The organism is Enterobacter sp. BIGb0383 (assembly GCF_003751845.1).
Lineage (GTDB): Bacteria > Pseudomonadota > Gammaproteobacteria > Enterobacterales > Enterobacteriaceae > BIGb0383.
In genome coordinates, this window is record NZ_RJKQ01000001.1 from 695,683 (window position 1) to 717,889 (window position 22,207).

Genomic DNA, 22,207 nt, shown 5'->3' on the forward strand with positions numbered 1-22,207 from the left:
TCTTTATCGTTATCCGTTATGGGCAAAATGGCCGCTATTGTAGTCAGAAGCGTCGCCGGACGGAATGACTTTTCCCCCTTTGTCAGCAGGTGTTTTGCACATTCCGGCAAAGCATTGATGAAATTGCTATTTCTCGCGCCAGCAGGCAGCCGTTAGAGTAGCAATGTATTCCGGACACCTCGTCACGTTATGTTGTTGTGAATCGTTTTATGTCGTTCTACGTTCCGTTCTGTTTTTGCCGCCCCTTATCGGGCGGCTTTTTCTTTTGGATAGTGGATCAGCGAATGGAAATGCACCGTCGTACCGCTGCTGTTGCGATAGGCATGGGGTAAATCACCGGCGAAACGCAGGCCGCTGCCTGTTGACAGACTTTGCCACTCGCCGTTAACGCACATATCCAGCACCCCGTCGATCACCACCACATGCTCAATCACGCCCTTTTCATGCGGCGTAGATTCGCTCAACGCCCCCGGCGCCAGGTGAATAGAGAGATGGTCAAAACAGAGCTCCGGATCCCACGGGAAAACGGGCGTAATCACCATCGCCTGCTGCTGGGGATCGAAGGCACCGCCCTCTGACGGGGTAATAAAGACCGAGAACGGTACGTTCAGGCCTGTCGCTATTTTCCACAGGGTCGCAACCGTCGGGCTGGATTCATTGCGCTCGATCTGCCCCAGCATGGCTTTTGAAACGCCGGTATTTTCCGCCAGCTTTGACAAACTCCATCCGCGCGCCTGCCTCTGTGTTTTCAGGGTGGCAGCAAGATGCTGTGCAATATCCATCATCAATCCTTTTCTCTGCGTTTCAGTTGTACGTTATAGCGCACAGCGTTACACTTCACGGACGCTATAACGCACAAGGTCTTGTTATGCTTCGCGCTACACCCTTTCCCACTCTGCTGGCCGGTTTTGTTGCCGTCCTGGTAGGCTATGCCAGCTCCGCCGCCATTATCTGGCAGGCCGCTTCCGTCGCCGGGGCGACCACCGCCCAGATTGCCGGGTGGATGACCGCGCTCGGGCTGGCGATGGGCGTCAGCACGCTGCTGCTGACGCTCTGGCATCGGGTGCCGGTGCTGACCGCCTGGTCCACGCCGGGTGCGGCGCTGCTGGCAACCAGCCTGCAGGGCGCGACGCTTAATGAAGCCGTTGGCGTGTTTATTTTTGCCAACGCCCTGATCGTTCTCTGCGGTGCAACCGGCCTGTTTGCCCGGCTAATGAAAATCATTCCGCCGTCGATTGCCGCCGCCATGCTGGCCGGCGTACTGCTGCGATTCGGGCTTCAGGCCTTTGCCACCCTCGACGGACAGTTTTTACTGTGCGGCAGTATGCTACTGACCTGGCTTCTGGGTAAAGCTTTTGCGCCGCGTTACGCTATTGTCGCGGCACTCTTTGTTGGCCTTCTGGTGGCGATCACAAAAGGTGACATTGTCACGCAAAACCTCTCCTTTGCCCTCGCCGCGCCCGAGTTTACCATGCCGATCTTCTCCCCGGCGCTGCTCCTGAGCGTCGGCGTGCCCTTTTTCCTCGTGACCATGGCCTCGCAGAATGCGCCGGGGATCGCCACCATGAACGCGGCCGGTTATGGCGTGCCGGTGTCGCCCCTTATGATGATTTCCGGGGTAATGGCGCTGGTGCTGTCGCCTTTTGGCGTCTACTCCATCTGTATCGCGGCGATTACCGCCGCGATCTGTCAGAGCCCGGACGCGCATCCGGACCGCGATCAGCGCTGGCGGGCCGCAGCCGCAGCGGGCGTATTCTATATACTGGCAGGAATATTTGGCGGGTCGATTACCGGCGTGATGGCGGCACTGCCGACCAGCTGGATCCAGATGTTGGCCGGGCTGGCCCTGCTGGGCACCATCAGCGGCAGCCTGGTCCAGGCGCTGAGCAATGAAAACCACCGCGACGCGGCGGTGGTGACCTTCTTAATGACCGCCAGCGGCGTGACGCTTGCCGGGATCGGGTCAGCTTTCTGGGGACTGGTGGCGGGCGGTGCCAGCTACGCGTTGCTGTCGCTGGCGCGCAACAGATAGTCATGCCGCCTGCGGAATACGCGCAATCACTTTAATTTCAAAATCGAAACCGGCCAGCCAGTTAACGCCGACAGCGGTCCAGTTTGGATGCGGCGCATCGCCGAAGGCCGCCAGCCGCACGGCCTGAACATCGCCGAACTGCGGTTCCGGGTCCGTATGGAATGACGTGACGTCAACCACATCATCAAGGGTACAACCTGCCGCAGCCAGCACCGCCTTCAGGTTGCTGAATGCCAGTTCAACCTGCTTTCTGAAATCCGGCTCCGGGGAGCCATCTTCGCGACTGCCGACCTGCCCTGAGACAAACAGCAGATCCCCGGAACGAATGGCCGCCGAGTAACGGTTAATGTCATACAGCGCCTGGCGTCCGGCAGGGAAAATAGCGGTACGTGTCGTCATGTCTGTTACCTTTACGTCAATAATTATCAGGAAAACGCGAATACGAACGCGTATGATCGCTGCCGGTTGTCTAAATCACATACGCAGCGTATATTTACTATGTTTCATATACGTGGCGTATGTCAACTAGCATACGCTACGTATCTTAATTAAGGTGAACAGGATTATGGCAGCCAGACGACGAGCGGAAATGGTCGAAGAGACCCGACACAAACTGATTCAGGCAGCGAGAATCGCCTTTGCTGAAAAGGGCTACGCCGCCGCCTCAATGGATGAACTGACCGCCAGCGCGGGCCTGACCCGCGGTGCGCTGTATCATAATTTTGGCGATAAAAAAGGGCTGCTGCGGGCGGTGATCGACGAAATGGACTCGGAGATCCTCCAGCAAATGCGTACGGCACGAGAGCAGGAAAGCGACCTGTGGCGCGGCTTTCTCGCCGAATGCCTGACGTATATCCGCACCGCGCTGGAGCCGGAAGTGCAGCGTATTATGCTGCTCGACGGCCCGGCGGTGCTGGGCGATCCTTCCAGCTGGCCCAATCAGAACGCCTGCCTGCTGACCACCCTGCAGCGCATTGAAGTGCTGACAACCGAAGGAATTTTCAGAGAGGTTGACGCCGAGGCCGCCGCACGGCTGGTGAACGGTGCGGCCCTTAACGCCGCCCTGTGGATTGCTGCCGCAGACGATCCGCAGGCGGTGTATCCCCGTGCCGTCACGGCGTTTGAAGTGCTGGCCAGAGGCCTGCTGGCTACGGACGCTGGTTAGCTGCCCTGAGCTGCGACGGGCTTTGGCCGGTCACCTGCCGGAAGCGGTTACTGAAATGGCTGGCGGAGCTGAATCCGCAGGCCAGCGCAATATCCGTCAGGGGCATCTCTGTGTGGCGCACCATCTGCTGCGCCAGCGCCATTCTCCGCTGCATCACGTACTGGTGCGGTGCCATATTCATTGACTGGCGGAACATGCGGGCAAAATGATACTCGCTAAGCGCTGCCTCAGCGGCAAGATCCGCCAGAGTCAGCGGCATCGCCAGATTCGCTTCAATAAAAGCGAGGATATTGCGCAGCACGTAAGGTGCCAACCCGCCGGTAACCTTCGGCAGCCGCCACTGAACGTTGGTGTAGTGCTGGATAAGATGGGTCAGCAGCAGCGTGCTGGCGCTGCTCAATAACAGCTGATTGGCCTGCTGCTGCCAGTCGCAGTTCAGCAGAAACTGACGATAGACAGACGTAATGCGCGGATCGTCGCCAAAGGTTTTTTCATCCAGGCTCAGCGATGCCGGGCTACGATCCCAGATCTTTTCCCCAATCTCACGCAGATGGTTATCGGTGCAGTAAAGGTGCACAAAGGAGAGATCGTCGCGGATCTCCCAGCTCGATTCACTCTCTTTTGGCATCAGGCAGAAGCGATCCGGCCCGCCACCGTTTTTCCAGCCGCCCGCCGTTTTGTGGTAGCTCTCGTAGCCGTCGGCCACGTACAGACTCAGCGTATGGTGGTCACAATACTGGGTGATGCTGTCGCGCTTATTGGACCACGCCGCCAGATGAATTCCGTCATTCAGCGCCACGGCGTCATGTAAGACCGCGTTGTGTCTGCGCAGGTTTTCAAAGGCTTCGTAAGTCTGTGACATAACAACTGGATAACAAAGGGACAAGGACTCCAGTCTATGGGCTGTTTCCGGTGCTGACCAGCGCTGTTTACGACCGGCAAGGGAAAAAGCGCAAGATTTTGCAAGTCCAGCGCAGGCTGCTGCAAGCGCCCTTTCCGCCATCGGCCCAGAATCGGGTTTTACCACGATGACGAGTGATTTTATGAACGCGCTGCTTTATACGCTGGTTGTGGCCATCTGGGGCACCACCTGGATTGGTATTTATCTTCAACAGGGACCGGTTCCCGCCCCTGTCTCCATCTTCTGGCGCTTTGCCGTCGCCAGCGCAGTGATGATGCTCACACTTGTCGCCCTGCGCCGCCTGCGCAAAATGGCGCTGCGGGATCATCTCTTCTGCGTGCTGCAAGGGTGCTGCGTTTTTGCCTTTAACTTCTGGTGTTTTTATACCGCCGCCGCCTGGATCAGCTCCGGCCTCGAATCGGTGATTTTCTCGATGGCCGTCCTGTTCAACGCGATTAACAGCTTCCTGTTCTTCGGCCAGAGACCGCCTGCCCGTTTTTACGTCGCTGCCGGGATGGGCCTGCTCGGTATCGTCACCCTCTTCTGGCACGATCTCACCGCCAGCATTCTGAGCACTACGCTGCTGCTGGGGATCGGCCTGTCGGCGCTCGGCACCTACGGTTTCTCGCTGGGCAATATGATCAGCCTGCGCCATCAGCGCAACGGGCTGGATGTGATGACCACCAATGCGTGGGCGATGATGTGGGGAACTCTGGTAATGGGCAGCATCGCCCTGATTCGCGGCGACGCTTTTACGCCGGAGTGGACCACGAGCTACCTGGGCGCACTGGTCTATCTGGCAATATTTGGTTCGGTGATTGGCTTTGGTGCCTACTTCACCCTGGTCGGGCGTATTGGCCCCGGCAAAGCCGCTTACAGCACCCTGCTGTTTCCGCTGGTCGCTCTCACGCTTTCCACCCTTTACGAAGGCTACAGCTGGAGTGCGAATGCGGTCGCCGGGCTGGCATTGATACTGCTGGGGAATCTGGTGATGTTTTCCCGACCGGAAAACTGGTTTAAAAGCCGACGGTTGCGTCGGGAAACGGCGTAAGGCAACGCCCCGCACAAAAGGCGGGGCAATCAGAACTATTTTTTGTGCAGATCGAAGAGCGTAATGTCGGTCGCCATATTATCGATAACACCGCGCAGATCGCTCAGTTTCAACGGCGTTTTCTCATTGGAGACTGTCTTGCCTTCGCCCTGGCGCACCACTTTAAGCACCGGTTTCTGCGTGGCTGCATCAATCAACTCGCCCTCAAAGAACAGTCGGGTATCCATACTGCGATGCCCGGTTGCCATCTGGGTCCCGGCCACCACCATCGCCACCGGGATCACTTCATAGATCTGCAGTCCCTCTTTGCTGGTATCGACACCGGTGATGGCGCCGCGGAAGATCAGGCTGCGCGGTCCCGGCGTAGTCACCAGCTGTAACCGCTGGCCGGCCGCCGTTTTCAGTTTGTTGTCGGTGTAAGACAGCACCTGATCGAGCACCGGCTGGCTAATCTGCGCGGTGGGTTTAGGTACCGGGTAATAGCTGACGGGAGTAAAGACCAGGCTGTCATACTTAGCCGCATTAAAATCGGGGGCCACCCAGCGTAAAACCGGTTTACCCGAGGGGGATGTCGTTTGCTGCAAACCTGAATAATCTTTTAAAAAACCGGAGAACTGCTCAGGCTTAGTGACGTTAGAGGCACATCCGGACAGCGCCAGCACGCCAGCCAGCGCTGCAACGTGGAAAAGGTTCAGTGTACGCATAAGGTTATCTCTGTTTTTGCGGGTTCGCCTAAAAGGTATAGCAAAAAACAGTACGCCTGGTGGGGTTAAAAAAGGGCGCAATGCGCGCCCTGATTATTTACTTTATATCGACCTGAGTGAAAATATGCTTGCCGAACGGATCGACCTCGTAGCCCGTCACCTCTTTGCGTACCGGCTCAAAGATAGTCGAGTGGGCAATCATCACCGCCGGCATCTGATCGTGCATCATCTGCTGCGCCTGCTTGTACAGCTCGGTACGCTGGCCCTGGTCGCTGATGGCTTTGGCATCGGCAATCAGCTTATCAAACGGCTTGTAGCACCATTTGGCTGAGTTAGACCCCCCGTTGGCCGAGGTACAGGTAAACAGCGGTCCGAAGAAGTTATCCGGGTCGCCGGTCGCCGTGGTCCAGCCCATCAGCGCCGCCTGGTGTTCACCGCCCTTCACGCGCTTGAGGTATTCGCCCCACTCATAGGTCACGATTTTGGCCTGTACGCCAATTTTCGCCCAGTCGGCCTGAATCATCTCCGACATCCGTTTGGCGTTCGGGTTATAAGGACGCTGAACCGGCATGGCCCACAGATCGATGCTCATGCCGTTGGCAAACCCGGCCTCTTTCAGCAAGGCACGTGCTTTTCCCGGGTCGTAGTCATAATCTTTCAGCTCGCTGTCGGCGCTCCACACGCCCGGCGGCAGCAGGTTTTTCGCCGCAATACCGGTGCCGTGGAAGACGGCCTCAATGATTGCTGGCTTATTAATAGCCATCGCCAGGGCCTGACGCACCTTGACGTTATCCAGCGGCGCTTTCTGGGTATTAAAGGCGAGGAAGCCGGTATTCAGCCCCGCTTTGCTCATCAGGTTGATATCTTTGTTCTCTTTCATCCGCGGTAGATCGGCGGGATTAGGGAACGGCATCACCTGACACTCGTTTTTCTCCAGCTTGGCAAAACGGACCGAGGCGTCCGGCGTGATGCTGAAGACCAGACGATCCAGCTTAGGTTTGCCATCCCAGTAATCCGGGAAAGCGGTAAACAGGATGCGTGAATCTTTCTGATACTGGGCCAGCTTAAACGGTCCGGTACCAATCGGGTCCATATCCACCCGCGTCGGGGTGCCCGCCTTCATCATCGCATCAGCATATTCCGCCGACAGAATCGAGGCGAAATACCATGCTAAGTCGGCAACAAATGGCGCTTCAGGATGGGCCAGCGTGAAACGCACCTGGTAGTCATCGATCTTATCAATGGCGGTAATCAGGGTCGCGAACTCCAGGCTTTCAAAGTTGGAATAGTTACCGTTAGAGACGTTGTGATAAGGGTGTTTGGGATCTTTCTGTCGCATAAACGAGAAGATCACATCGTCGGCGTTAAAGTCGCGGGTCGGGGTAAAGTATTTGTTGCTCTGGAACTTCACGCCTTTACGCAGATGGAAGGTGTACACCTTGCCGTCTTCGCTCACTTCCCAGCGCTCTGCCAGGCTCGGCAGCAGCTCGGTGGTGCCGGGTTTAAAATCCACCAGACGGTTATACACCGGTACCGCGCTGGCATCCACGCTGGTGCCCGAGGTATAGAGCTGAGGGTTAAAGTTCTCCGGCGATCCTTCGGAGCAGTAGACCAGGGTTTTGGCCGCAACGGCGGAACTGACGCTGAGTGCGGCGAGCGTCAGAATGAATGTTGTGCTTTTCCTTATCATCATGTTCGGCCTTTTATCTCTGATGGCTAATTTATTTGATGGCTAATTATTTTCTTGTCGTTTGCGGTTTAATACATAACATTAAAGTTCTATTGCAAACACCTGATAAATCAAATAAAGAAGGAATCACTATGTCCTCGCAGCTGAGCAGTCAATTAACCCAACGCTTCTTTCGCTATCTCGCCATCACCAGTCAGAGCGATCCTGCGGCCACCACCTTGCCGACCACCGCAGGCCAGCACGATATGGCCCGCGAACTGGCGCAGGAGCTGAAAAACCTGGGTCTTGAGGAGATTGTGATCGACGAGCACGCCACCGTTACGGCGGTCAAAAAAGGCAACGTGCCGGGCGCGCCGCGCATCGGTTTTATTACCCATATCGACACCGTTGACGTCGGATTGTCACCGGATATTCATCCACAAATCCTCACCTTTACTGGTGAAGACCTCTGTCTTAACCCGGAAAAAGACATCTGGCTGCGGGTCAGTGAGCATCCGGAGATCCTCGCGTATCCAGGTGAAGAGATTATTTTTAGCGACGGAACCAGCGTGCTGGGCGCGGACAATAAGTCGGCGGTCACGGTGGTGATGACGCTGCTGGAGAACCTGACGGCGGCGGATCGCCACGGGGATATCGTGGTGGCCTTTGTGCCGGATGAAGAAGTGGGCCTGCGCGGCGCTAAGGCGCTGGATCTGAAGCGCTTCGACGTCGATTTTGCCTGGACTATCGACTGCTGCGAACTGGGCGAGATCGTCTATGAAAACTTTAACGCGGCGGCGGCGGAGATCCGTTTTACCGGCGTCACCGCACACCCGATGTCATCGAAAGGCGTTCTGGTGAACCCGCTGCTGATGGCGACCGACTTTATCAGCCACTTCGACCGGCTGCAGACGCCGGAGCATACCGCCGGACGCGAAGGCTATGTCTGGTTTAACGGAATGCAGGCGGTGCAGAGCTATGCGGTACTGAATGCCAGCATTCGTGACTTTGACCTGGCAAGCTTCGAGCAGCGCAAGCAGCAGATCGCCGATGTGGCAGAGAAGATTGCCGCGCAGTACCCGACGGCAAAAGTGGAATTCCAGATTAGCGATACCTACAGCAATATCAGCAACGCTATCGGCGAGGATCGCCGCGCGGTGGATCTGATGTTCGAGGCAATGACCTCTCTCGGCATTACCCCGAAACCGACCCCGATGCGCGGCGGTACCGACGGTGCGGCGCTATCGGCCAAAGGCCTGCTGACGCCGAACTTCTTTACCGGTGCGCATAACTTCCACTCAAAATTTGAGTTTCTGCCGCTCAGAGCCTTTGAGGCCTCGTACAAGGTCGCGCACCAGCTCTGTCTGCTGGCGGCCCGTTAATCGGGCTTACGCGCCAGCAGCGTGGCAAAACGCAGCTTGATACGGTTACCGTTAGCGTCGGTGCGGTGTAGCTCACCGATGTTTTCGTTATCCTTCAGCAGCTCCCAGCCCGCATAGTACTGCCGCAGCTCGCCGGTTTTAAAGGCAAACGGGAAGCCGACGGTGCACGGATAGTCTTCCGTATCCATCGCCGCCACGATCAGGTTATAGCCGCCGGGACGCGTGCAGCGCTGCATATTGTCGATAAGGCCAGGGATGGTTTCCGGCTGCAGGAACATCAGCACGACGGTGGAAAGAATAAAGTCGTACTCGCCGTCAAAACGCAGCTGGTTCAGATCGGCAATCTCAGAATGCAGATTTTCCATCCCTTCCGCGCTGACAATGCGCTGCAGATTTTCAATACTGCCCGGGTTTTTATCCCACGCGGTGACATCAAATCCCTGAGAAGCAAGCCACAGGCTGTTACGCCCGTTACCACAGCCCAGATCCAGCGCCTTGCCCGGCGCGATAATCGTCGTGGCGTGCAGTACCTCGGAGTGGGTCGGGGTCATTGCATATTTTTCGCTAAAGTAGCCGATTTCACGGATTGTCATTTTCTCTCCTCAGGTTTTTTCAGCATCACGCTGTCGGTGCGCAGCAGCAACCTGCCCTGAATTAACAGCAGCAGCGTGCGCAGCAACAGCAGCGCGATAATTATATTGGTGAAGATAAACAGCGGTATAGCCAGATTATGATAAAAACCGGACCCCGCTTCGTGTCCCAGATGCAGGCCGGTGGTCGCCAGCGCCGAGACGCCGAACGAGAAGCTCCAGAAAGAGACATTAAACGGCTGACGCAGATACCAGGGGATTAGCCGCAGAGTAAACAGCAGTTGCAGCAGACCGTAGCCAAACAACATTTTCGCCAGCGTATCGCCGTGACCGCCGTTAACGCTAAGCCAGGCGCTACAGGCCACCAGCGCCGGAGCCAGCTGGATCCCAAGCGAAGTCCGCTGAGCCACGGGCAGTTCGTCGGTACTGCGCAGACGCTGCAAAATCGCCGGTTCCAGGCTTATCCAGGAGAAGATACCCGCGCCCAGAAACGCCAGTCCGGCATCGTTAAAGCCCAGCGCCCCGCAGGCCATGGCGCTGATAAAATTGTTTGCCACCGTCGGCAGATAGAGCGCGGGCGTGGTGGCTTCCCTCGGGTGTTTGCCTCGCCACAGCCCCGCCGTTTGCCAGGCGGCATAGCCGAGCTGTAGCACAACGCCGATACTGAACAGCCCCAGCGCCAGGGTTCGGGTCCAGGGCAGCACGCCAATCGACACCAGCATGGTGGTCGCCGGAAACAAGCTGACGAAATTGCTCATCACCGGATGGCGCATTTCGGCCACCACGCTCCAGGGAAAGCGGATCAACCTGACCAGCAGCGCCAGCGTCAGCAGGCTCCAGATAATGATGGCCAGCACCACCAGCGTATCGCCGGGCCAGCGGCCAACCGGCAGGATCGTCGCGGCATAGCGCCAGGCGAACCCCATACCAATGATGCCCAGCACCATACCAAAATAACCCGACGGTAGATTTAGCGCCGGTATCGCGTTCTTATCGTTCTGCATTCTGTTGAAACTTTAAAATGTATTTCAAATGCATTTTATGTCAGCGCGTTAATCTTTGCTAGCTTTAAAGGAAAGCGTCAGCCAGGGAAACGAATGCAAAAATACCGCCTCAGCGAAGAACCTCGCCCCTTCACATACCAGCACAACGGTGAAAAGTGCAGCCTTCTGCTGCGCCAGATTATCGCCGTTGCTGACTTTGCCGATGTCACCGCCGGCACGCCTGGCGGCTGGATCGACGATGAAAGCGCGCTCTCGCAGCAGGGTTACTGCTGGATCTACGATCACAACAGCATGGTGTTTTCCGGGGCCCTTATTCGCGGTGATGCGCGACTGACCGGCCCCTGCGAAGTCAGCCATGGCGCGGTCATTGAGGGAATGGCCTGGATAGATGAAAGCCGCATTGGCCAGGGCGCAAGAATCAGTGACAACGTCACGGTGAAGCAGTCAATCGTACAGGGAGAGTGCCGCCTTTCCGGCGATGCGCAGGTGCTGGATCATAGCCATATTATCGGGATGCGCGGCCTGACCGACGAAGATACGCAGCGGCTGCATATCTATGACCGGGCCAGAGTTATCGACTCCCGGGTTGTCCATCAGGCGCAAATATACGGCGATGCCGTGGTGCGGATGGCGTTTATTGAGCACCGGGCCGAGGTCTTCGGCTTTGCCCGCCTGGAGGGAAACGCCCTGAATAACGTCTGGGTGTGCGACTGTGCGAAGGTCTACGATCATGCCCGGCTGCTGGCGGGCGACGAAGAGGATGCCATTCCGACGCTGCGCTACAGCGCTCAGGTCGCGGAACATGCCACCGTTGAGGGCAACTGCGTGCTGCGTCATCATGTCCGGGTTGGCGGCCATGCTTACCTGCGCGGCGGCCCGCTGCTGCTTGACGATAACGTGCTGATTGAAGGGCGAGTACAAATCTATGGCGATGTGCTGATCGAGCATCATATTGCGCTGCGGGATAACGCGATTATCGATGCCCGGCACAGCGACAGCATTCATCTGCGCGGCCCGAAAGTGGTGGACGACCAGCAGTGTATTACCCGTACGCCGCTGGTCGGTCTGCTATAGGCTTTTCTCGATAATCCGGCCGTAGATATTCTGATCCCAGAACTCGCCGTTCAGAAACTCGGCCTGTTTCAGGCAGCCTTCCAGCTGGAACCCGTTACGCAGCGCCACCTGATTGCTGGCTTCGTTCGCCACCCGACATTTGATCACAAAGCGGCGCAGCTCGCCGCTGTCGGCATGGTAGTGGATCAAGGCCTGCAGCGCCTTCGACAGCAGCCCCTTCCCTTTATTCTCGTCATCCAGCCAGTAGCCGATATAACCCGTTTTATTCGAAGGCTCAATCAGGTTAAAGGAGATCACCCCCACCAGCACTTCACGCGCGAAGATCAAAAACATTTTGGCAAAGCCGCGCTGATGCAGGATCACATTACCCTGCACATTTTTACGGGTGTCGTCTTCCGCTTTAACATACTGAGGCCAGTCGAGGGAGTGCTGGAGCTGGTCCTTATTGCGTTGCACCATCCGGTGGAGTTCCGGCACATAGCATTCGCTGGCCGCACGCAGCAGCAACTGGTCGTTGATGCGGATCTCGTCCACCACGTGTTCGTAGGTTGTGTTCATTAAGCCTCCCCTGAAATGCTAATGCCAACGGGTCATGCGCCCGAAAATATATCTTTAACAAGTTTGTAACTGAAAGCGGACGGGGATGAAAGCTATTAATATCGGGGAGCTGTCGTGCGCGGAAAAAAAACAGGCCCATTTAAGGGCCTGTGTTATGACGGATTAACGCATAATCCGGTCGTCAACGTACTGACGCTTATCCGGCGGCGGCGGGAAATACTGGTACAGCCAGGTTTCGCTGATCGCATCGCCCTGACAGCGCAGGAACATCCGCATTTCGACCGGGTCGGTGGAGTCGTTGGTCGGATACCAGTCAAACTGGATACGGTAGCCGTCAATCGGCTCAACGTAGAGGATCTCCACCTGCTTCGCTTCCCCGTTAGAGAGCGTGATCACCGGCTCGATACCTTTCGGTGCCGAGGCGATGAGGTCCCCGCCGACAAAGTCGATAGCAAAGCGGCGCGCCCACACTTTCGGGTAGTGCTCGCCCGGCGCCCAGCCTTCCGGGAAGCCGCCCATCCCGGTACGGGTTGCCATCACCCGCGCCATTGGCGAACGCACCGGCGGCTGCGCGCTCCAGTAGAGACGATAGGTAAACTCCAGCTCGTCACCGGCTTTGATCGGTTTTTCCGGCTGCCAGAAGCAGACGATATTATCCAGAGTTTCGCCGGTAGTCGGGATCTCCATCAGGCCGATACTGCCCTTACCCCACTTGTTACGCGGTTCGACCCACAGGCTCGGTCGCTTGTTATACCAGCCCATAATGTCCTGATAGTGGGAGAAATCGCGGTCCAGCTGTAGCAGCCCGAAGCCTTTCGGGTTTTTATCCTCAAAGGCGTTAAATTGCAGCTTCTGCGGGTTATTCAGCGGACGGCAGATCCACTCCCCGTTACCGCGCCACATGGCCAGACGGTCGGAGTCGTGAATTTGCGGGTGAATGGTGTCACACATGCGGCGTTCGTTATTGCCACAGCTGAACATACTGGTCATCGGGGCGATACCCAGCTGCTTGATGTCCTTACGGGCATAGAGGCGGTTATCGACCTCCATAATCACCTGGCTCTTCTCGCAGTGGATAATGAACTTATAGGCACCGGTGATGCTCGGACTGTCGAGCAGCGCGTAGACGGTAAAGCTGGTGTCATCGGCCTTGGCGGTTTCAAACCAGAAGGAAGTGAAGTCCGGGAACTCTTCCGGCGTGTCGGTAAAGGTGTCAATCGCCAGACCGCGGGCGGACAGGCCGTACTGATACGTACTGTCTACCGCGCGGAAGTAGCTGGCACCGAGGAACGACACCACGTCACGGCGGGCCAGCTCCGGGGCTTTGAAAGCGCGGAAACCGGCAAAGCCGAGGTCGGTCTGCCCTTCCAACTGGCGGGTATCGACACCGGCATCGTTATACTGGAACAGCTCCGGGCGGAAATGGATCTCCCGCGCCTGGCGGCTATCAGAATCGAGCGAGAACATACGCACGCGGCGGCGGAAGCCCATGCCGACGTGGAAGAACTGCACGTCAAGCTGACGGCCTTCGATATTGTTCCACAGGGAGTGAGCAGCATCGTACTGAATGCTGTTATAGGCCTGCGGGGTTAAGTTTGCCAGCGTCTCCGGCAGCGGACGCGGTGCGCCGCCCCAGGGAGTCTGCGCCAGGTCATGGGCCATCGATTGCAGCGTGTCGAAATCAAAGCGACGGGACTGGCCGTCAGCAATATCGGATTCGGCAGCAAAGGCGGCGCGCGAGAAGAGGCTGGCGATTCCGGTGGTGCCGGTTGCGGCGGCAAGCGCCAGGGAGCCCTGGATAAATCGTCTGCGGTTCATGCCTGCGAAAACGTCCTTCTGGTCGGTGAATAGTGCCCGCGTCACTGCCAGACTGCGGCAGGAAATACGGCGTTAAGAGGGCTCACTCTAGACAAAATTCATTAAAAATCCAATTGTTGAGCGCTGAATATCTGAGCAAAACGCGAAATATTTTCTGTCGATGGGAGCAGCCTGAAAGCGGCGTAAAGATATGTATAAATTAGTGGCCCTGTGTTTGCTTCTTTTTGACCTTTCGACTTTGGCTGGTCTCAGCCGACGAAACTTACCTCCAGCCAGTATCCGATTGCTTTAACGGATATAATCGCCAGCCCGTTTTCTCTGGCAGAGATTCCGAAAGATCATCTAACAATTGCGTGCTGGAATTTTCGGCAACTTCGGTCTAGAACATTCACAATGTGTGATAATAATAGATAAGCCAACAAAGAGGTTAGCATGTATGACTTATTAACGTTAAGACGAGATATAGAATCACTTGGGACTAAAAGTAAAGAAAACCCTTTTGTGTGGGAGGAACAAAATGGCATTGTCAATGAGGAACTTACTAATCAATTCCATAATGGCAAAAGACGTAAGAACCATGTAAACGACCTGACTGAATATTGTTGGCTCGTTTATAAAAAAGCACTTATGTCAACGGGACCAATGTTAATAGGCCGTTCAGGTGATCTATGGAGAGAAAGTGTATTAGCACAATTTGATTTAAATAAAGATGAATATCTCTGGAAGACAAATGCGCCTGGCAACATCTTAATGATGGATAAATGGGCTACTACTCTGAATGATGCATGGGTGCTTGGAGGTATTCACCGGCATGCAGATTTTCATCTGATGTCCTTACTAGCTCCAGAAAATCTCTGGAATTATCAATCTGGTTATCATGTAGTAACGGCAAGGGAAATTCTCGGACTTCAAAAGTTCGGATATCAAAGAGAGGCAATCGGGAATAAGGTTATATTTAAGTGCCAAGACACCTCATCTGCGGACAATGCGAACCTGTGGTCCTATTCATTACTAATGAAGAAGGAAGCATCGCAGCGAGAATCTTCAATCAACAAACTCATTTTCGAACCCGTTGCTGGCTTAAATCAAGAGATACAAAGCTTTGACCATTCAAGATTAAGACGACAAAACCATTTTTAATAATATCATCCATCTAATGAGTTGAATCTGATATAGAATACATGCCAGGTAGTGTTGTGTTTAGTTCGGAATAAAAATCCCCCGGACGGACATCGTCGGCCGGGGGAGAACGGTAAAATAAGATAATTATTGTGCGCTGACGCTCACATCAATACCCGGGAAATATTTCGCGGCCAGTTTAGTGATGGTGCCGTCAGCGCGAACTTTATCGATTGCGGCATCGAGCTGCTTTTTGGTTGCCTCATCGCCTTTACGCAGCCCGAAACCAATCCCGCTACCGAGGATCGTATCATCGGCGACCGGCTTACCGATAAAGCCAAAGCCTTTCCCCTGCGGCTTGCTCAGGAAACCCGCCTGCCCGGCTGCGGACATCACCAGCGAGGCGTCGATGCGGCCATTCAGCAGGTCAGCCCATGCCATATTCTGATCTTTATAAGACACCACGGTGACACCGTGCTTTTCCCAGTGCTCTTTAGCATAGGTTTCCTGAATGGAACCCTGCAGTACGCCGATGGTTTTCCCTTTCAGCGCCTCAGCGGAGTTATCCGCCATCCCGCTGTCGGCTTTGCCTACCAGCTGGGACGGAATACGGTAAATCGGCTGGGTAAAATCAATGCTCTGGCGACGCTGGTCGGTAATGTTCATCGCCGAGTTGATGGCATCAAACTTTTTCGCCACCAGGCCCGGGATCAGCCCGTCGAAAGAGGTTTCCACCCAGCTGCATTTCAGTTCGGCAGCGGCGCAGATGGCCTTGCCCAGATCGATATCAAACCCTTCCAGCTCGCCCGACGCGTTGCGGCTTTCAAACGGCGGATACTCCGCTTCCAGACCGTATCGCAGCTCCGTTGCCGCGAACGAAGAGAGTGAACAGAGCATACCCATTCCCAGTAAGAGTGCTTTTACTTTCATCTTTTTACGCTCCTCAGCGTGGAGTAACACGACACAGGGCCTGCGCGCCTGCCCGTAACGTTGCCTCGTCTTTAGCAAAAGAGAGGCGAATCAGTTTATTGTCCGTTCCGTCGGCATAAAACGCCGACAGCGGAATGGTGGCAACGCCACACTCAACGATCAGCCGCTTCACCATATCACTGTCAGATTCCGCGCTGAACCCGCTGTAGTCCGCCAGCAGGAAGAACGACCCGGCGGAGGGCAGCAGGCGGAACGGCGCATCGGCCAGCAGACTCTGGAGCAGATCCCGCTTGCGCTGGTAGAAGGCGGACAGAGACAGCCAGCTTTGCGGATCGGTCATCTGTTCGGCAAAGGCGTACTGCATCGGGGTATCGGCGGAGAACATCAGGAACTGGTGTACCTTGCACACCTCATCCATTAACGCCGCCGGGGCCACGCAGTAGCCCACGCGCCAGCCGGTGACATGATAGGTCTTACCAAAAGAAGAGACGATCACGCTGCGCTCGGCCAGCTGCGGATGGGTTGCCATCCCGTGATGCGCTTCACCGTCAAACACCACGTGCTCATAGACTTCGTCGGAGAGGATCACAATATCGGTATTGCGGGTCACAGACGCAAGCTGCTCCAGATCGTCCTTGCTGAAGACCTGGCCGCTGGGGTTATGCGGCGTATTGACGATAATCATCCGCGTACGCGAAGTAATAGCTGCGCGCACTTCGTCCCAGTTAATACTAAAATCCGGGACCGTCAGCTTAATCGCCACCGGGGTTGCGCCCTGCAGCCTGACGATTGGCGCATAGCTGTCAAAAGAGGGTTCGAAGTAGATCACCTCATCACCCGGATGCACCAGCCCGCTGATGGCGGAATAGAGCGCCTCACTGGCGCTGGCGGTGATCAGCACTTCGCTGTCAACGTCATAATGCGTACCATAAAGGTCGCTGATTTTCCCGGCGATCCGCTCTTTTAAGGTCCGCAGCCCGGTCATTGGCGCATATTGATTGTGCCCTTCGGACATCGCCCGGGTGACGCCGTCAATCAGGCGGGCATCGCAGGAGAAGTTGGGCGCGCCCTGAGAAAGGTTAATGGCATTATGCTGAGCAGAAAGCTGGCCGATGACCGTAAAGATGGTGGTGCCGACATCCGGCAATTTGGAACGCGTTTTTACGGAAGTACGCAGGGTCATGGTTAATCCTTTCTCATTAAAAGTGCATAACTATTCAAACCAAAGCCCGTTGCCGCGACAAACGATTTGTTGTCATAATAGCCATGACATAATTGCATAGCTGGAGCCACCATGCCGCGCACTCCGCCGCCGCTCAATACGCTTGAAGCCTTTCTGGTCACCGCCCGGCATCTGAACCTGACCCATGCCGCCCGCGAGCTGTGCCTGACTCAGGGTGCGGTCAGCCGCAAAATTGCCGCCCTTGAGAGCTGGTTTGGTTTTCCGCTTTTCGAACGTCACGCCAGAGGATTACGTCTCTCGCCCCAGGGCAGCGCCCTGCGCCCGGAGTTACAGGCCGCCTTTGAACAGCTGCTGAACGTGGCCGAGCAGGCGCGCCAGCAGCAGACCCTGGTGCGCCTGAAGGCCCCCACCTGCGCCATGCGCTGGCTGGTTCCGCGCCTGCTGCGCCTGGAACGAGAAAGCCCCGAGCTGCAGGTGCTGCTGACCACCACCATCGACCACACGGTGAATTTCAAAACCGAGCCTTTTGACGCGGCCATTGTGTTTGGAACCCAGCTTAGCGCGGGCGATTTGCTGTTTGAGGAGGCGCTGACACCGGTTATCAGTCCGGATCTGGCCGGGCGGGATGCGCTCTCCGCCCTCACCTTTTTGCACCCGACGCGGGACAAAACCGACTGGACGCTCTGGCTGTCACGCCATACGGAAACGCTGCCGGTTATGCATAAAAATCAACACTTCGACACCATGGACCTGGCGATCACCGCCGCGATACAGGGCTTTGGCGCCGCCATTGCCGATGAAGCCCTGGTGGCGGAGGATGTGCGTGCCGGTCGGCTGCTGCGGCCCTTTGATCTGAGCGTTAAAACCGGGGCCTGTTATCGGCTGGTTGTGCATGAGTCGCGTGGCAAAGCCGCCGGGCTGGCGGCTTTTCGGCGCAGTCTGCTCGATGAAGGTTAATGATCGAGATTCACATGATGGCGCATGACCCGGCGAAATAGCGCCAGCCGGGCGCGCATAAAGCGGTTAACCAGTCGGAAACCGGGGCGCTTATTCAGGCCGATACGCAGCAGTCGATCCCGGCCGTTAACGCAGGCCAGCCAGCGCACCGGCCCCTGCAGTACCACATTATCGACGCTTGCCTCACGAGCGAAGCTCGCCCAGTAATTGGCGACCTGGGCCGCAAAGGCCCTGTCGCCCGCGCTGGCGTACTCCTTCGACGGCGATGCCAGCATCAGGGTATCGAAGACATAGGGGATTTCATTGCCGTGCCAGGCCCCGTTGGCATAGGTCTGGTGCTGGCTTTCCGCGACATAATCAAACCAGTAGCGCCAGCAGGGCTGCCTGACGCGGCGCTGAGCCTGCATGACCACGTAACCCAGCGTCGTAAAGGCCATATCGCGACAGACCTGACGGCCCAGGGCTTCGTCCCCCACCACGCCCGGATAGAGCATCCGGATAAGGCCAAGACCCAGGCGCCGCTCCCGGCGCAGTTTGCGGATCTGCCCGGCCAGATCGACCCCGAAGACCGCCATCACGCTGGCCTCATCGCTGTTAGAGCCGATCATCACCGGCAGCGGATGCTGCTTTCCGGCAAAGAAGGTATCGAGGATCGAATGCGGCAGAACCGCATCGCCGACAATGGGCGCGGGACCGATATTCAGCGGCGTGACCAGCGGCCAGAACGTCTCTGCTGGTAGCGCCCGTAGCTGCTCCGGCGTGGCATCGCTCAGGCCAAAATGCGCTCCCAGCGCGACGCCCTTCTCCAGGGCCTGCGCGCGCGGGGTCTCCGGCAGCGTATAGCCGCTCTGGACGATTACCTTATGGAATAGTCCGTTGGCTTTCGGGGAGGACATTAACGCCAGCACGCTCTGGGCACCGGCCGATTCGCCGAACAGCGTGACCTTATTCGGATCGCCGCCAAAGGCGCGGATATTCTCCTGCACCCAGCGCAGGGCCGCAATTTGATCGAGCAGGGCAAAGTTATGCAGCGTTTCGCCCTCTTCACCGTCGAGCGCGGGATGGGCAAAAAAGCCGAAGTGGCCAAGGCGATAGTTAATCGTGACCACGACCAGGTCGCGCATCGCCAGGGCTTTACCGTCGTAAGGCGGCAGGCCGCCGGAACCGATGGTAAAGCCGCCGCCGTGCAGCCAGACCATCACCGGCAGCGGGTCGCGACGCACGGCCGGTGACCAGATGTTCAGATAGAGGCAATCTTCGGAAAAGGTGCCGGGATCGCCCCCGCCCAGTTCCCGGCAGTATTCGGCGTTCTGCCAGCTGGCGGCGGCAAAGCGGTCCGCATGACGCACGCCGGACCAGGGTACCGGCGGCTGCGGCGCTCGCCAGCGCAGCAATCCTACCGGCGGTGTGGCATAGGGAATGCCGCGCCAGACGTGTACCGTATCGTCATTAACGCCCAGCAGACTCCCCTGGCGGATTTCAGCGAGCGGCGTGGATGGATTTTGCATGACTTCGTCCCTTTTACATCTCATCCCCGCAGAGTACCTGTTTTACAGCAGGCCGCAACGGCGTTTGCTGCGATCCTCCGCCTCCTGATAAAGCCTGAACTCATCTAGCACCGGGCCGCCCAGCGCGGCTTCGAAAGCGTCACGGCTGCTGTTGCCCCGGCTACGGGCCTGGGTTTCGTTGCCGAGATTCGACTGGAAAATCCCCGCCGCGCTGACCGGGAGAAAATCTTCATAAATAATCGGCTGCGCCAGCACCCAGCCGCGTTCAATCAGCGGCTGGGGATCGTCGCCCGGACGAATGGCCTGACGGTGGGCTTCGCCTGAGGGCGTCAGACGATAGCGGAAATAGGCCAGTCCCTGGCGACGCAGCAGCATTTCGCTGTCGGGAAAAGGTTTAAACACCGTCTGGAGATGCAGCTGATGAGCCAGATTCTCTTTACCGGTGCCCGCCTGCTGCAGCAGGGTATCGTACAGCGCACGTCCTTTCGGCGTCAGGGCCACGCCGCGCTGTTCAATCTCGCCAAAACGGGCGGTATGGGTTCCCTGCTGCTCGCCATTAAACAGCACCGGCTCCTCCAGCGCCTTAAAACTGGTCTGACGCAGCAGGATCGGCACCTCACGCCGGGGCGGGCCTTCAATCAGGATTTTCGGCGCAATCCCACATTCGGGCATCAGCGCCTGCACCCGATCAATATCGAGGGTACGCGGCGTAAGATGGTTAATATGACACCCGGGGAAGCAGACCACGTCGGCAATCAGCCGGTGTTCGTTATGCAGCGCCTGATAGGTGGCCTCGTCTACCGTGGCATGGCGGTGCCAGCGGAAGGTTTCCAGTACCTCGCGAACAAAGTCCTGCCCCTGCTCCGGGCTGAAAGCCCCCTGCGCCTCATACTCCGCCAGCAACCTCCTGCAACCCGGCGTAAAAATATCCCGCTTAGCGAGGATCGCCGCCGCCCGCTCACGAAGAGCCGTATCTTCGATCAGTTCGAGGCGCAGCAACGAGGTGAAAATGCGGAACGGGTTACGGGAGAGCGCCGCATCATCGACCGGACGAAAAGCCGTCGAGTGAACCGGTACCCCGGCTTCGGAGAGATCGTAGTAGCTGACCGGAGACATCCCCATCACGGCAAAAATACGCCGCAGCATCGACAGCTCCTCTGCCTTCCCTACGCGGATCGCCCCGTGGCGCTCCACGTTAAGCCGCGCCAGCTCGTCGGCGTTTACCAGCGTCTGATGCAGTATCGGGTTGCTCTCCAGCACCGCCAGATTGACGTCTGCCACCAGTTCCAGCAGCGTGCCGTACTGAGGAACTTCCTGCTGATACATCGCCGACATGGCCTGTGAAAAACGCTCCCGAATCTCGTCTGCGGTAAGGATCTGCGCCATGGTTTCCGTCTCTCCTGGGTTAATATCTGGAGTGTAGAGAACCCCCTACGGCGCGGGAGGAAGAATTTACAATTTGTGATCCCGTAAGGACTCAGGTTGACACCCTGGCTATTTTTTACGGTGGGAAAGCAAAAAGTGTTTGTAGCTCAATTGGATTGAATGTTAATAATATTTTGCTAGCAAGTTATCAAAATTAAACAACTTCACTTGTCACCCCAGGGGCACTGTTTTTAACATCCGCTATGGAAAAAAATGGACTGTTCAGTCAGCGCATTAGGTTGCGTCATTTGCACACTTTCGTGGCCATCGCACAACAGGGAACTCTGGGACGCGCGGCTGAAACTCTCAACCTCAGCCAGCCCGCCCTCTCCAAAACCCTTAACGAGCTTGAGCAGCTGACCGGCACGCGGCTTTTTGACCGCGGGCGTCTCGGCGCGCAGCTCACACTGGTCGGCGAGCAATTTTTGACCCACGCGGTCAAGGTGCTGGACGCCCTTAACACCGCCGGGCAGGCGCTATACCATAAAGAAGAGAACAATAATGATGTGGTGCGGGTCGGCGCCCTGCCTACCGCCGCGCTGGGTATTCTGCCCTTAGCGATCGGCCAGTTTCACCAGCAGCAGAAAGATATCACCCTTCAGGTTGCCACCATGAACAACCCGATGATGCTGGCAGGCCTGAAATCCGGCGAGCTGGATCTGGGCATCGGTCGAATGGCCGATCCGGAGCTGATGGGCGGTCTGCACTATGAGCTGCTGTTTCTTGAATCCCTCAAGCTGGTGGTTCGTCCCAATCACCCTCTGCTCCACGAAACCATGACCCTGAGCCGGGTGATGGAGTGGCCGGTAGTGGTTGCCCCCAAAGGCACCGCCCCGCGTCAGCATACGGAAGCCCTGCTGCAAAGCCAGAGCTGCAGCATCCCTGCGGGCTGTATTGAAACGCTCTCCGCATCTCTCTCCCGCCAGCTAACGGTGGATTACGACTACGTCTGGTTTGTGCCGTCCGGTGCGGTGAAAGACGATCTGCGGCGCGGGGCCTTAACCGCCCTGCCGGTTCCGCTGTATGGCGCGGGCGAACCTATCGGGATAATTACCCGTATCGATGCGGCGCTTTCTATTGGGGCGAGTACGCTGATAAGCGCGATCAGGAAGTCAATGCCTGGGGGGTAATCACAGC

Annotated in this window: 21 protein-coding genes and 1 pseudogene; 8 read left to right on the forward strand and 14 right to left on the reverse strand. The window is 57.0% G+C overall.

All coding sequences use genetic code 11. The annotated features are described in order from the left end of the window. Positions 1-245: 245 nt before the first annotated feature. Positions 246-782 (reverse strand): helix-turn-helix domain-containing protein, encoded by a 537-nt coding sequence (locus EDF81_RS03420; protein ID WP_123346268.1) that lies wholly within the window; start codon positions 780-782, stop codon positions 246-248. Positions 783-868: 86 nt separating this feature from the next. On the opposite strand from EDF81_RS03420, the gene EDF81_RS03425 reads away from it, so the two are divergent. After that, entirely contained in the window at positions 869-2,032 is a 1,164-nt protein-coding gene (locus EDF81_RS03425; RefSeq protein WP_123346270.1) for a benzoate/H(+) symporter BenE family transporter, read from the forward strand. Here the strand turns inward: EDF81_RS03425 and EDF81_RS03430 are convergent, their stop codons facing one another. After that, positions 2,033-2,431, reverse strand: coding sequence for a RidA family protein (locus EDF81_RS03430; protein WP_123346271.1), 399 nt, complete (start codon positions 2,429-2,431; stop codon positions 2,033-2,035). 166 nt (positions 2,432-2,597) lie between these two features. Here EDF81_RS03430 and EDF81_RS03435 point away from each other — a divergent pair, with 166 nt between their 5' ends. After that, positions 2,598-3,197, forward strand: coding sequence for a TetR/AcrR family transcriptional regulator (locus EDF81_RS03435; RefSeq protein WP_123346273.1), 600 nt, complete (start codon positions 2,598-2,600; stop codon positions 3,195-3,197). On the opposite strand, the gene EDF81_RS03440 is transcribed toward EDF81_RS03435, so the two are convergent. Then, positions 3,181-4,059 (reverse strand): helix-turn-helix transcriptional regulator, encoded by an 879-nt coding sequence (locus tag EDF81_RS03440; protein ID WP_123346275.1) that lies wholly within the window; start codon positions 4,057-4,059, stop codon positions 3,181-3,183. The genes EDF81_RS03435 and EDF81_RS03440 overlap by 17 nt on opposite strands. A gap of 181 nt (positions 4,060-4,240) precedes the next feature. Between EDF81_RS03440 and EDF81_RS03445 the strand changes: the two genes are divergently transcribed. Then, entirely contained in the window at positions 4,241-5,149 is a 909-nt protein-coding gene (locus EDF81_RS03445) for a DMT family transporter (protein ID WP_123347661.1), read from the forward strand. Positions 5,150-5,184: 35 nt separating this feature from the next. On the opposite strand, the gene EDF81_RS03450 is transcribed toward EDF81_RS03445, so the two are convergent. Beyond that, positions 5,185-5,853, reverse strand: coding sequence for a DUF3313 domain-containing protein (locus EDF81_RS03450; RefSeq protein WP_123346277.1), 669 nt, complete (start codon positions 5,851-5,853; stop codon positions 5,185-5,187). 97 nt (positions 5,854-5,950) lie between these two features. Next, positions 5,951-7,543 (reverse strand): ABC transporter substrate-binding protein, encoded by a 1,593-nt coding sequence (locus tag EDF81_RS03455; protein ID WP_404851468.1) that lies wholly within the window; start codon positions 7,541-7,543, stop codon positions 5,951-5,953. Positions 7,544-7,674: 131 nt separating this feature from the next. On the opposite strand from EDF81_RS03455, the gene pepT reads away from it, so the two are divergent. Then, positions 7,675-8,904: a peptidase T gene (gene pepT, locus EDF81_RS03460; RefSeq protein WP_123346281.1), complete on the forward strand. Its 1,230-nt coding sequence runs from the start codon at positions 7,675-7,677 to the stop codon at positions 8,902-8,904. Here pepT and tehB read toward each other — a convergent pair. Continuing rightward, the gene (gene tehB / locus EDF81_RS03465) at positions 8,901-9,497 is read right to left on the reverse strand and encodes a tellurite resistance methyltransferase TehB (RefSeq protein ID WP_123346283.1); all 597 of its coding nucleotides are present in this window, start codon (positions 9,495-9,497) and stop codon (positions 8,901-8,903) included. The genes pepT and tehB overlap by 4 nt on opposite strands. Beyond that, positions 9,494-10,498, reverse strand: coding sequence for a dicarboxylate transporter/tellurite-resistance protein TehA (gene tehA, locus EDF81_RS03470; protein WP_123346285.1), 1,005 nt, complete (start codon positions 10,496-10,498; stop codon positions 9,494-9,496). The genes tehB and tehA overlap by 4 nt, the downstream gene beginning before the upstream one ends. Before the next feature lie 93 nt (positions 10,499-10,591). Here tehA and ydcK point away from each other — a divergent pair, with 93 nt between their 5' ends. Continuing rightward, a complete protein-coding gene (gene ydcK, locus EDF81_RS03475) occupies positions 10,592-11,572 on the forward strand; it encodes a YdcK family protein (protein ID WP_123346287.1) in 981 nt (326 codons plus the stop codon). Here ydcK and rimL read toward each other — a convergent pair. The 3 genes and pseudogenes from rimL to EDF81_RS24345 form a co-directional block, all read right to left on the reverse strand. After that, a complete protein-coding gene (rimL, locus tag EDF81_RS03480; RefSeq protein ID WP_123346289.1) occupies positions 11,567-12,130 on the reverse strand; it encodes a 50S ribosomal protein L7/L12-serine acetyltransferase in 564 nt (187 codons plus the stop codon). The two genes, ydcK and rimL, sit on opposite strands and share 6 nt — an antisense overlap. 162 nt (positions 12,131-12,292) lie before the next feature. Beyond that, positions 12,293-13,948, reverse strand: a complete 1,656-nt coding sequence (locus EDF81_RS03485; protein WP_123346291.1) for a glucan biosynthesis protein D — start codon at positions 13,946-13,948, stop codon at positions 12,293-12,295. A gap of 87 nt (positions 13,949-14,035) precedes the next feature. After that, positions 14,036-14,236: pseudogene (locus tag EDF81_RS24345) on the reverse strand (hypothetical protein); the annotation flags it as partial. 144 nt (positions 14,237-14,380) lie between these two features. Between EDF81_RS24345 and EDF81_RS03490 the strand changes: the two are divergent. Continuing rightward, positions 14,381-15,088, forward strand: a complete 708-nt coding sequence (locus EDF81_RS03490) for a hypothetical protein (protein WP_123346293.1) — start codon at positions 14,381-14,383, stop codon at positions 15,086-15,088. A 126-nt stretch (positions 15,089-15,214) separates the two neighbouring features. Here EDF81_RS03490 and EDF81_RS03495 read toward each other — a convergent pair whose 3' ends face one another. Then, a complete protein-coding gene (locus EDF81_RS03495) occupies positions 15,215-15,997 on the reverse strand; it encodes a transporter substrate-binding domain-containing protein (protein ID WP_123346295.1) in 783 nt (260 codons plus the stop codon). A 13-nt stretch (positions 15,998-16,010) separates the two neighbouring features. After that, entirely contained in the window at positions 16,011-17,180 is a 1,170-nt protein-coding gene (locus EDF81_RS03500) for a pyridoxal phosphate-dependent aminotransferase (protein WP_123346297.1), read from the reverse strand. Between the two features lie 111 nt (positions 17,181-17,291). Between EDF81_RS03500 and EDF81_RS03505 the strand changes: the two genes are divergently transcribed. Next, the gene (locus EDF81_RS03505) at positions 17,292-18,137 is read left to right on the forward strand and encodes a LysR family transcriptional regulator (protein ID WP_123346299.1); all 846 of its coding nucleotides are present in this window, start codon (positions 17,292-17,294) and stop codon (positions 18,135-18,137) included. Here EDF81_RS03505 and EDF81_RS03510 read toward each other — a convergent pair. Further along, positions 18,134-19,645: a carboxylesterase/lipase family protein gene (locus EDF81_RS03510; RefSeq protein WP_123346301.1), complete on the reverse strand. Its 1,512-nt coding sequence runs from the start codon at positions 19,643-19,645 to the stop codon at positions 18,134-18,136. The genes EDF81_RS03505 and EDF81_RS03510 overlap by 4 nt on opposite strands. Before the next feature lie 42 nt (positions 19,646-19,687). After that, positions 19,688-21,031: a VOC family protein gene (locus EDF81_RS03515; RefSeq protein ID WP_123346303.1), complete on the reverse strand. Its 1,344-nt coding sequence runs from the start codon at positions 21,029-21,031 to the stop codon at positions 19,688-19,690. A 242-nt stretch (positions 21,032-21,273) separates the two neighbouring features. Here EDF81_RS03515 and EDF81_RS03520 point away from each other — a divergent pair, with 242 nt between their 5' ends. Beyond that, the gene (locus EDF81_RS03520) at positions 21,274-22,200 is read left to right on the forward strand and encodes a LysR substrate-binding domain-containing protein (RefSeq protein ID WP_123346305.1); all 927 of its coding nucleotides are present in this window, start codon (positions 21,274-21,276) and stop codon (positions 22,198-22,200) included. Positions 22,201-22,207: the final 7 nt, after the last annotated feature.

Coding starts and splice junctions, on each gene's coding strand:
- EDF81_RS03420 (WP_123346268.1), bottom strand. CDS start 782: ATGGATATTGCACAGCATCTTGCTGCCACCCTGAAAACACAGAGGCAG.
- EDF81_RS03425 (WP_123346270.1), top strand. CDS start 869: ATGCTTCGCGCTACACCCTTTCCCACTCTGCTGGCCGGTTTTGTTGCC.
- EDF81_RS03430 (WP_123346271.1), bottom strand. CDS start 2,431: ATGACGACACGTACCGCTATTTTCCCTGCCGGACGCCAGGCGCTGTAT.
- EDF81_RS03435 (WP_123346273.1), top strand. CDS start 2,598: ATGGCAGCCAGACGACGAGCGGAAATGGTCGAAGAGACCCGACACAAA.
- EDF81_RS03440 (WP_123346275.1), bottom strand. CDS start 4,059: ATGTCACAGACTTACGAAGCCTTTGAAAACCTGCGCAGACACAACGCG.
- EDF81_RS03445 (WP_123347661.1), top strand. CDS start 4,241: ATGAACGCGCTGCTTTATACGCTGGTTGTGGCCATCTGGGGCACCACC.
- EDF81_RS03450 (WP_123346277.1), bottom strand. CDS start 5,853: ATGCGTACACTGAACCTTTTCCACGTTGCAGCGCTGGCTGGCGTGCTG.
- EDF81_RS03455 (WP_404851468.1), bottom strand. CDS start 7,543: ATGATAAGGAAAAGCACAACATTCATTCTGACGCTCGCCGCACTCAGC.
- pepT (WP_123346281.1), top strand. CDS start 7,675: ATGTCCTCGCAGCTGAGCAGTCAATTAACCCAACGCTTCTTTCGCTAT.
- tehB (WP_123346283.1), bottom strand. CDS start 9,497: ATGACAATCCGTGAAATCGGCTACTTTAGCGAAAAATATGCAATGACC.
- tehA (WP_123346285.1), bottom strand. CDS start 10,498: ATGCAGAACGATAAGAACGCGATACCGGCGCTAAATCTACCGTCGGGT.
- ydcK (WP_123346287.1), top strand. CDS start 10,592: ATGCAAAAATACCGCCTCAGCGAAGAACCTCGCCCCTTCACATACCAG.
- rimL (WP_123346289.1), bottom strand. CDS start 12,130: ATGAACACAACCTACGAACACGTGGTGGACGAGATCCGCATCAACGAC.
- EDF81_RS03485 (WP_123346291.1), bottom strand. CDS start 13,948: ATGAACCGCAGACGATTTATCCAGGGCTCCCTGGCGCTTGCCGCCGCA.
- EDF81_RS03490 (WP_123346293.1), top strand. CDS start 14,381: ATGTATGACTTATTAACGTTAAGACGAGATATAGAATCACTTGGGACT.
- EDF81_RS03495 (WP_123346295.1), bottom strand. CDS start 15,997: ATGAAAGTAAAAGCACTCTTACTGGGAATGGGTATGCTCTGTTCACTC.
- EDF81_RS03500 (WP_123346297.1), bottom strand. CDS start 17,180: ATGACCCTGCGTACTTCCGTAAAAACGCGTTCCAAATTGCCGGATGTC.
- EDF81_RS03505 (WP_123346299.1), top strand. CDS start 17,292: ATGCCGCGCACTCCGCCGCCGCTCAATACGCTTGAAGCCTTTCTGGTC.
- EDF81_RS03510 (WP_123346301.1), bottom strand. CDS start 19,645: ATGCAAAATCCATCCACGCCGCTCGCTGAAATCCGCCAGGGGAGTCTG.
- EDF81_RS03515 (WP_123346303.1), bottom strand. CDS start 21,031: ATGGCGCAGATCCTTACCGCAGACGAGATTCGGGAGCGTTTTTCACAG.
- EDF81_RS03520 (WP_123346305.1), top strand. CDS start 21,274: ATGGAAAAAAATGGACTGTTCAGTCAGCGCATTAGGTTGCGTCATTTG.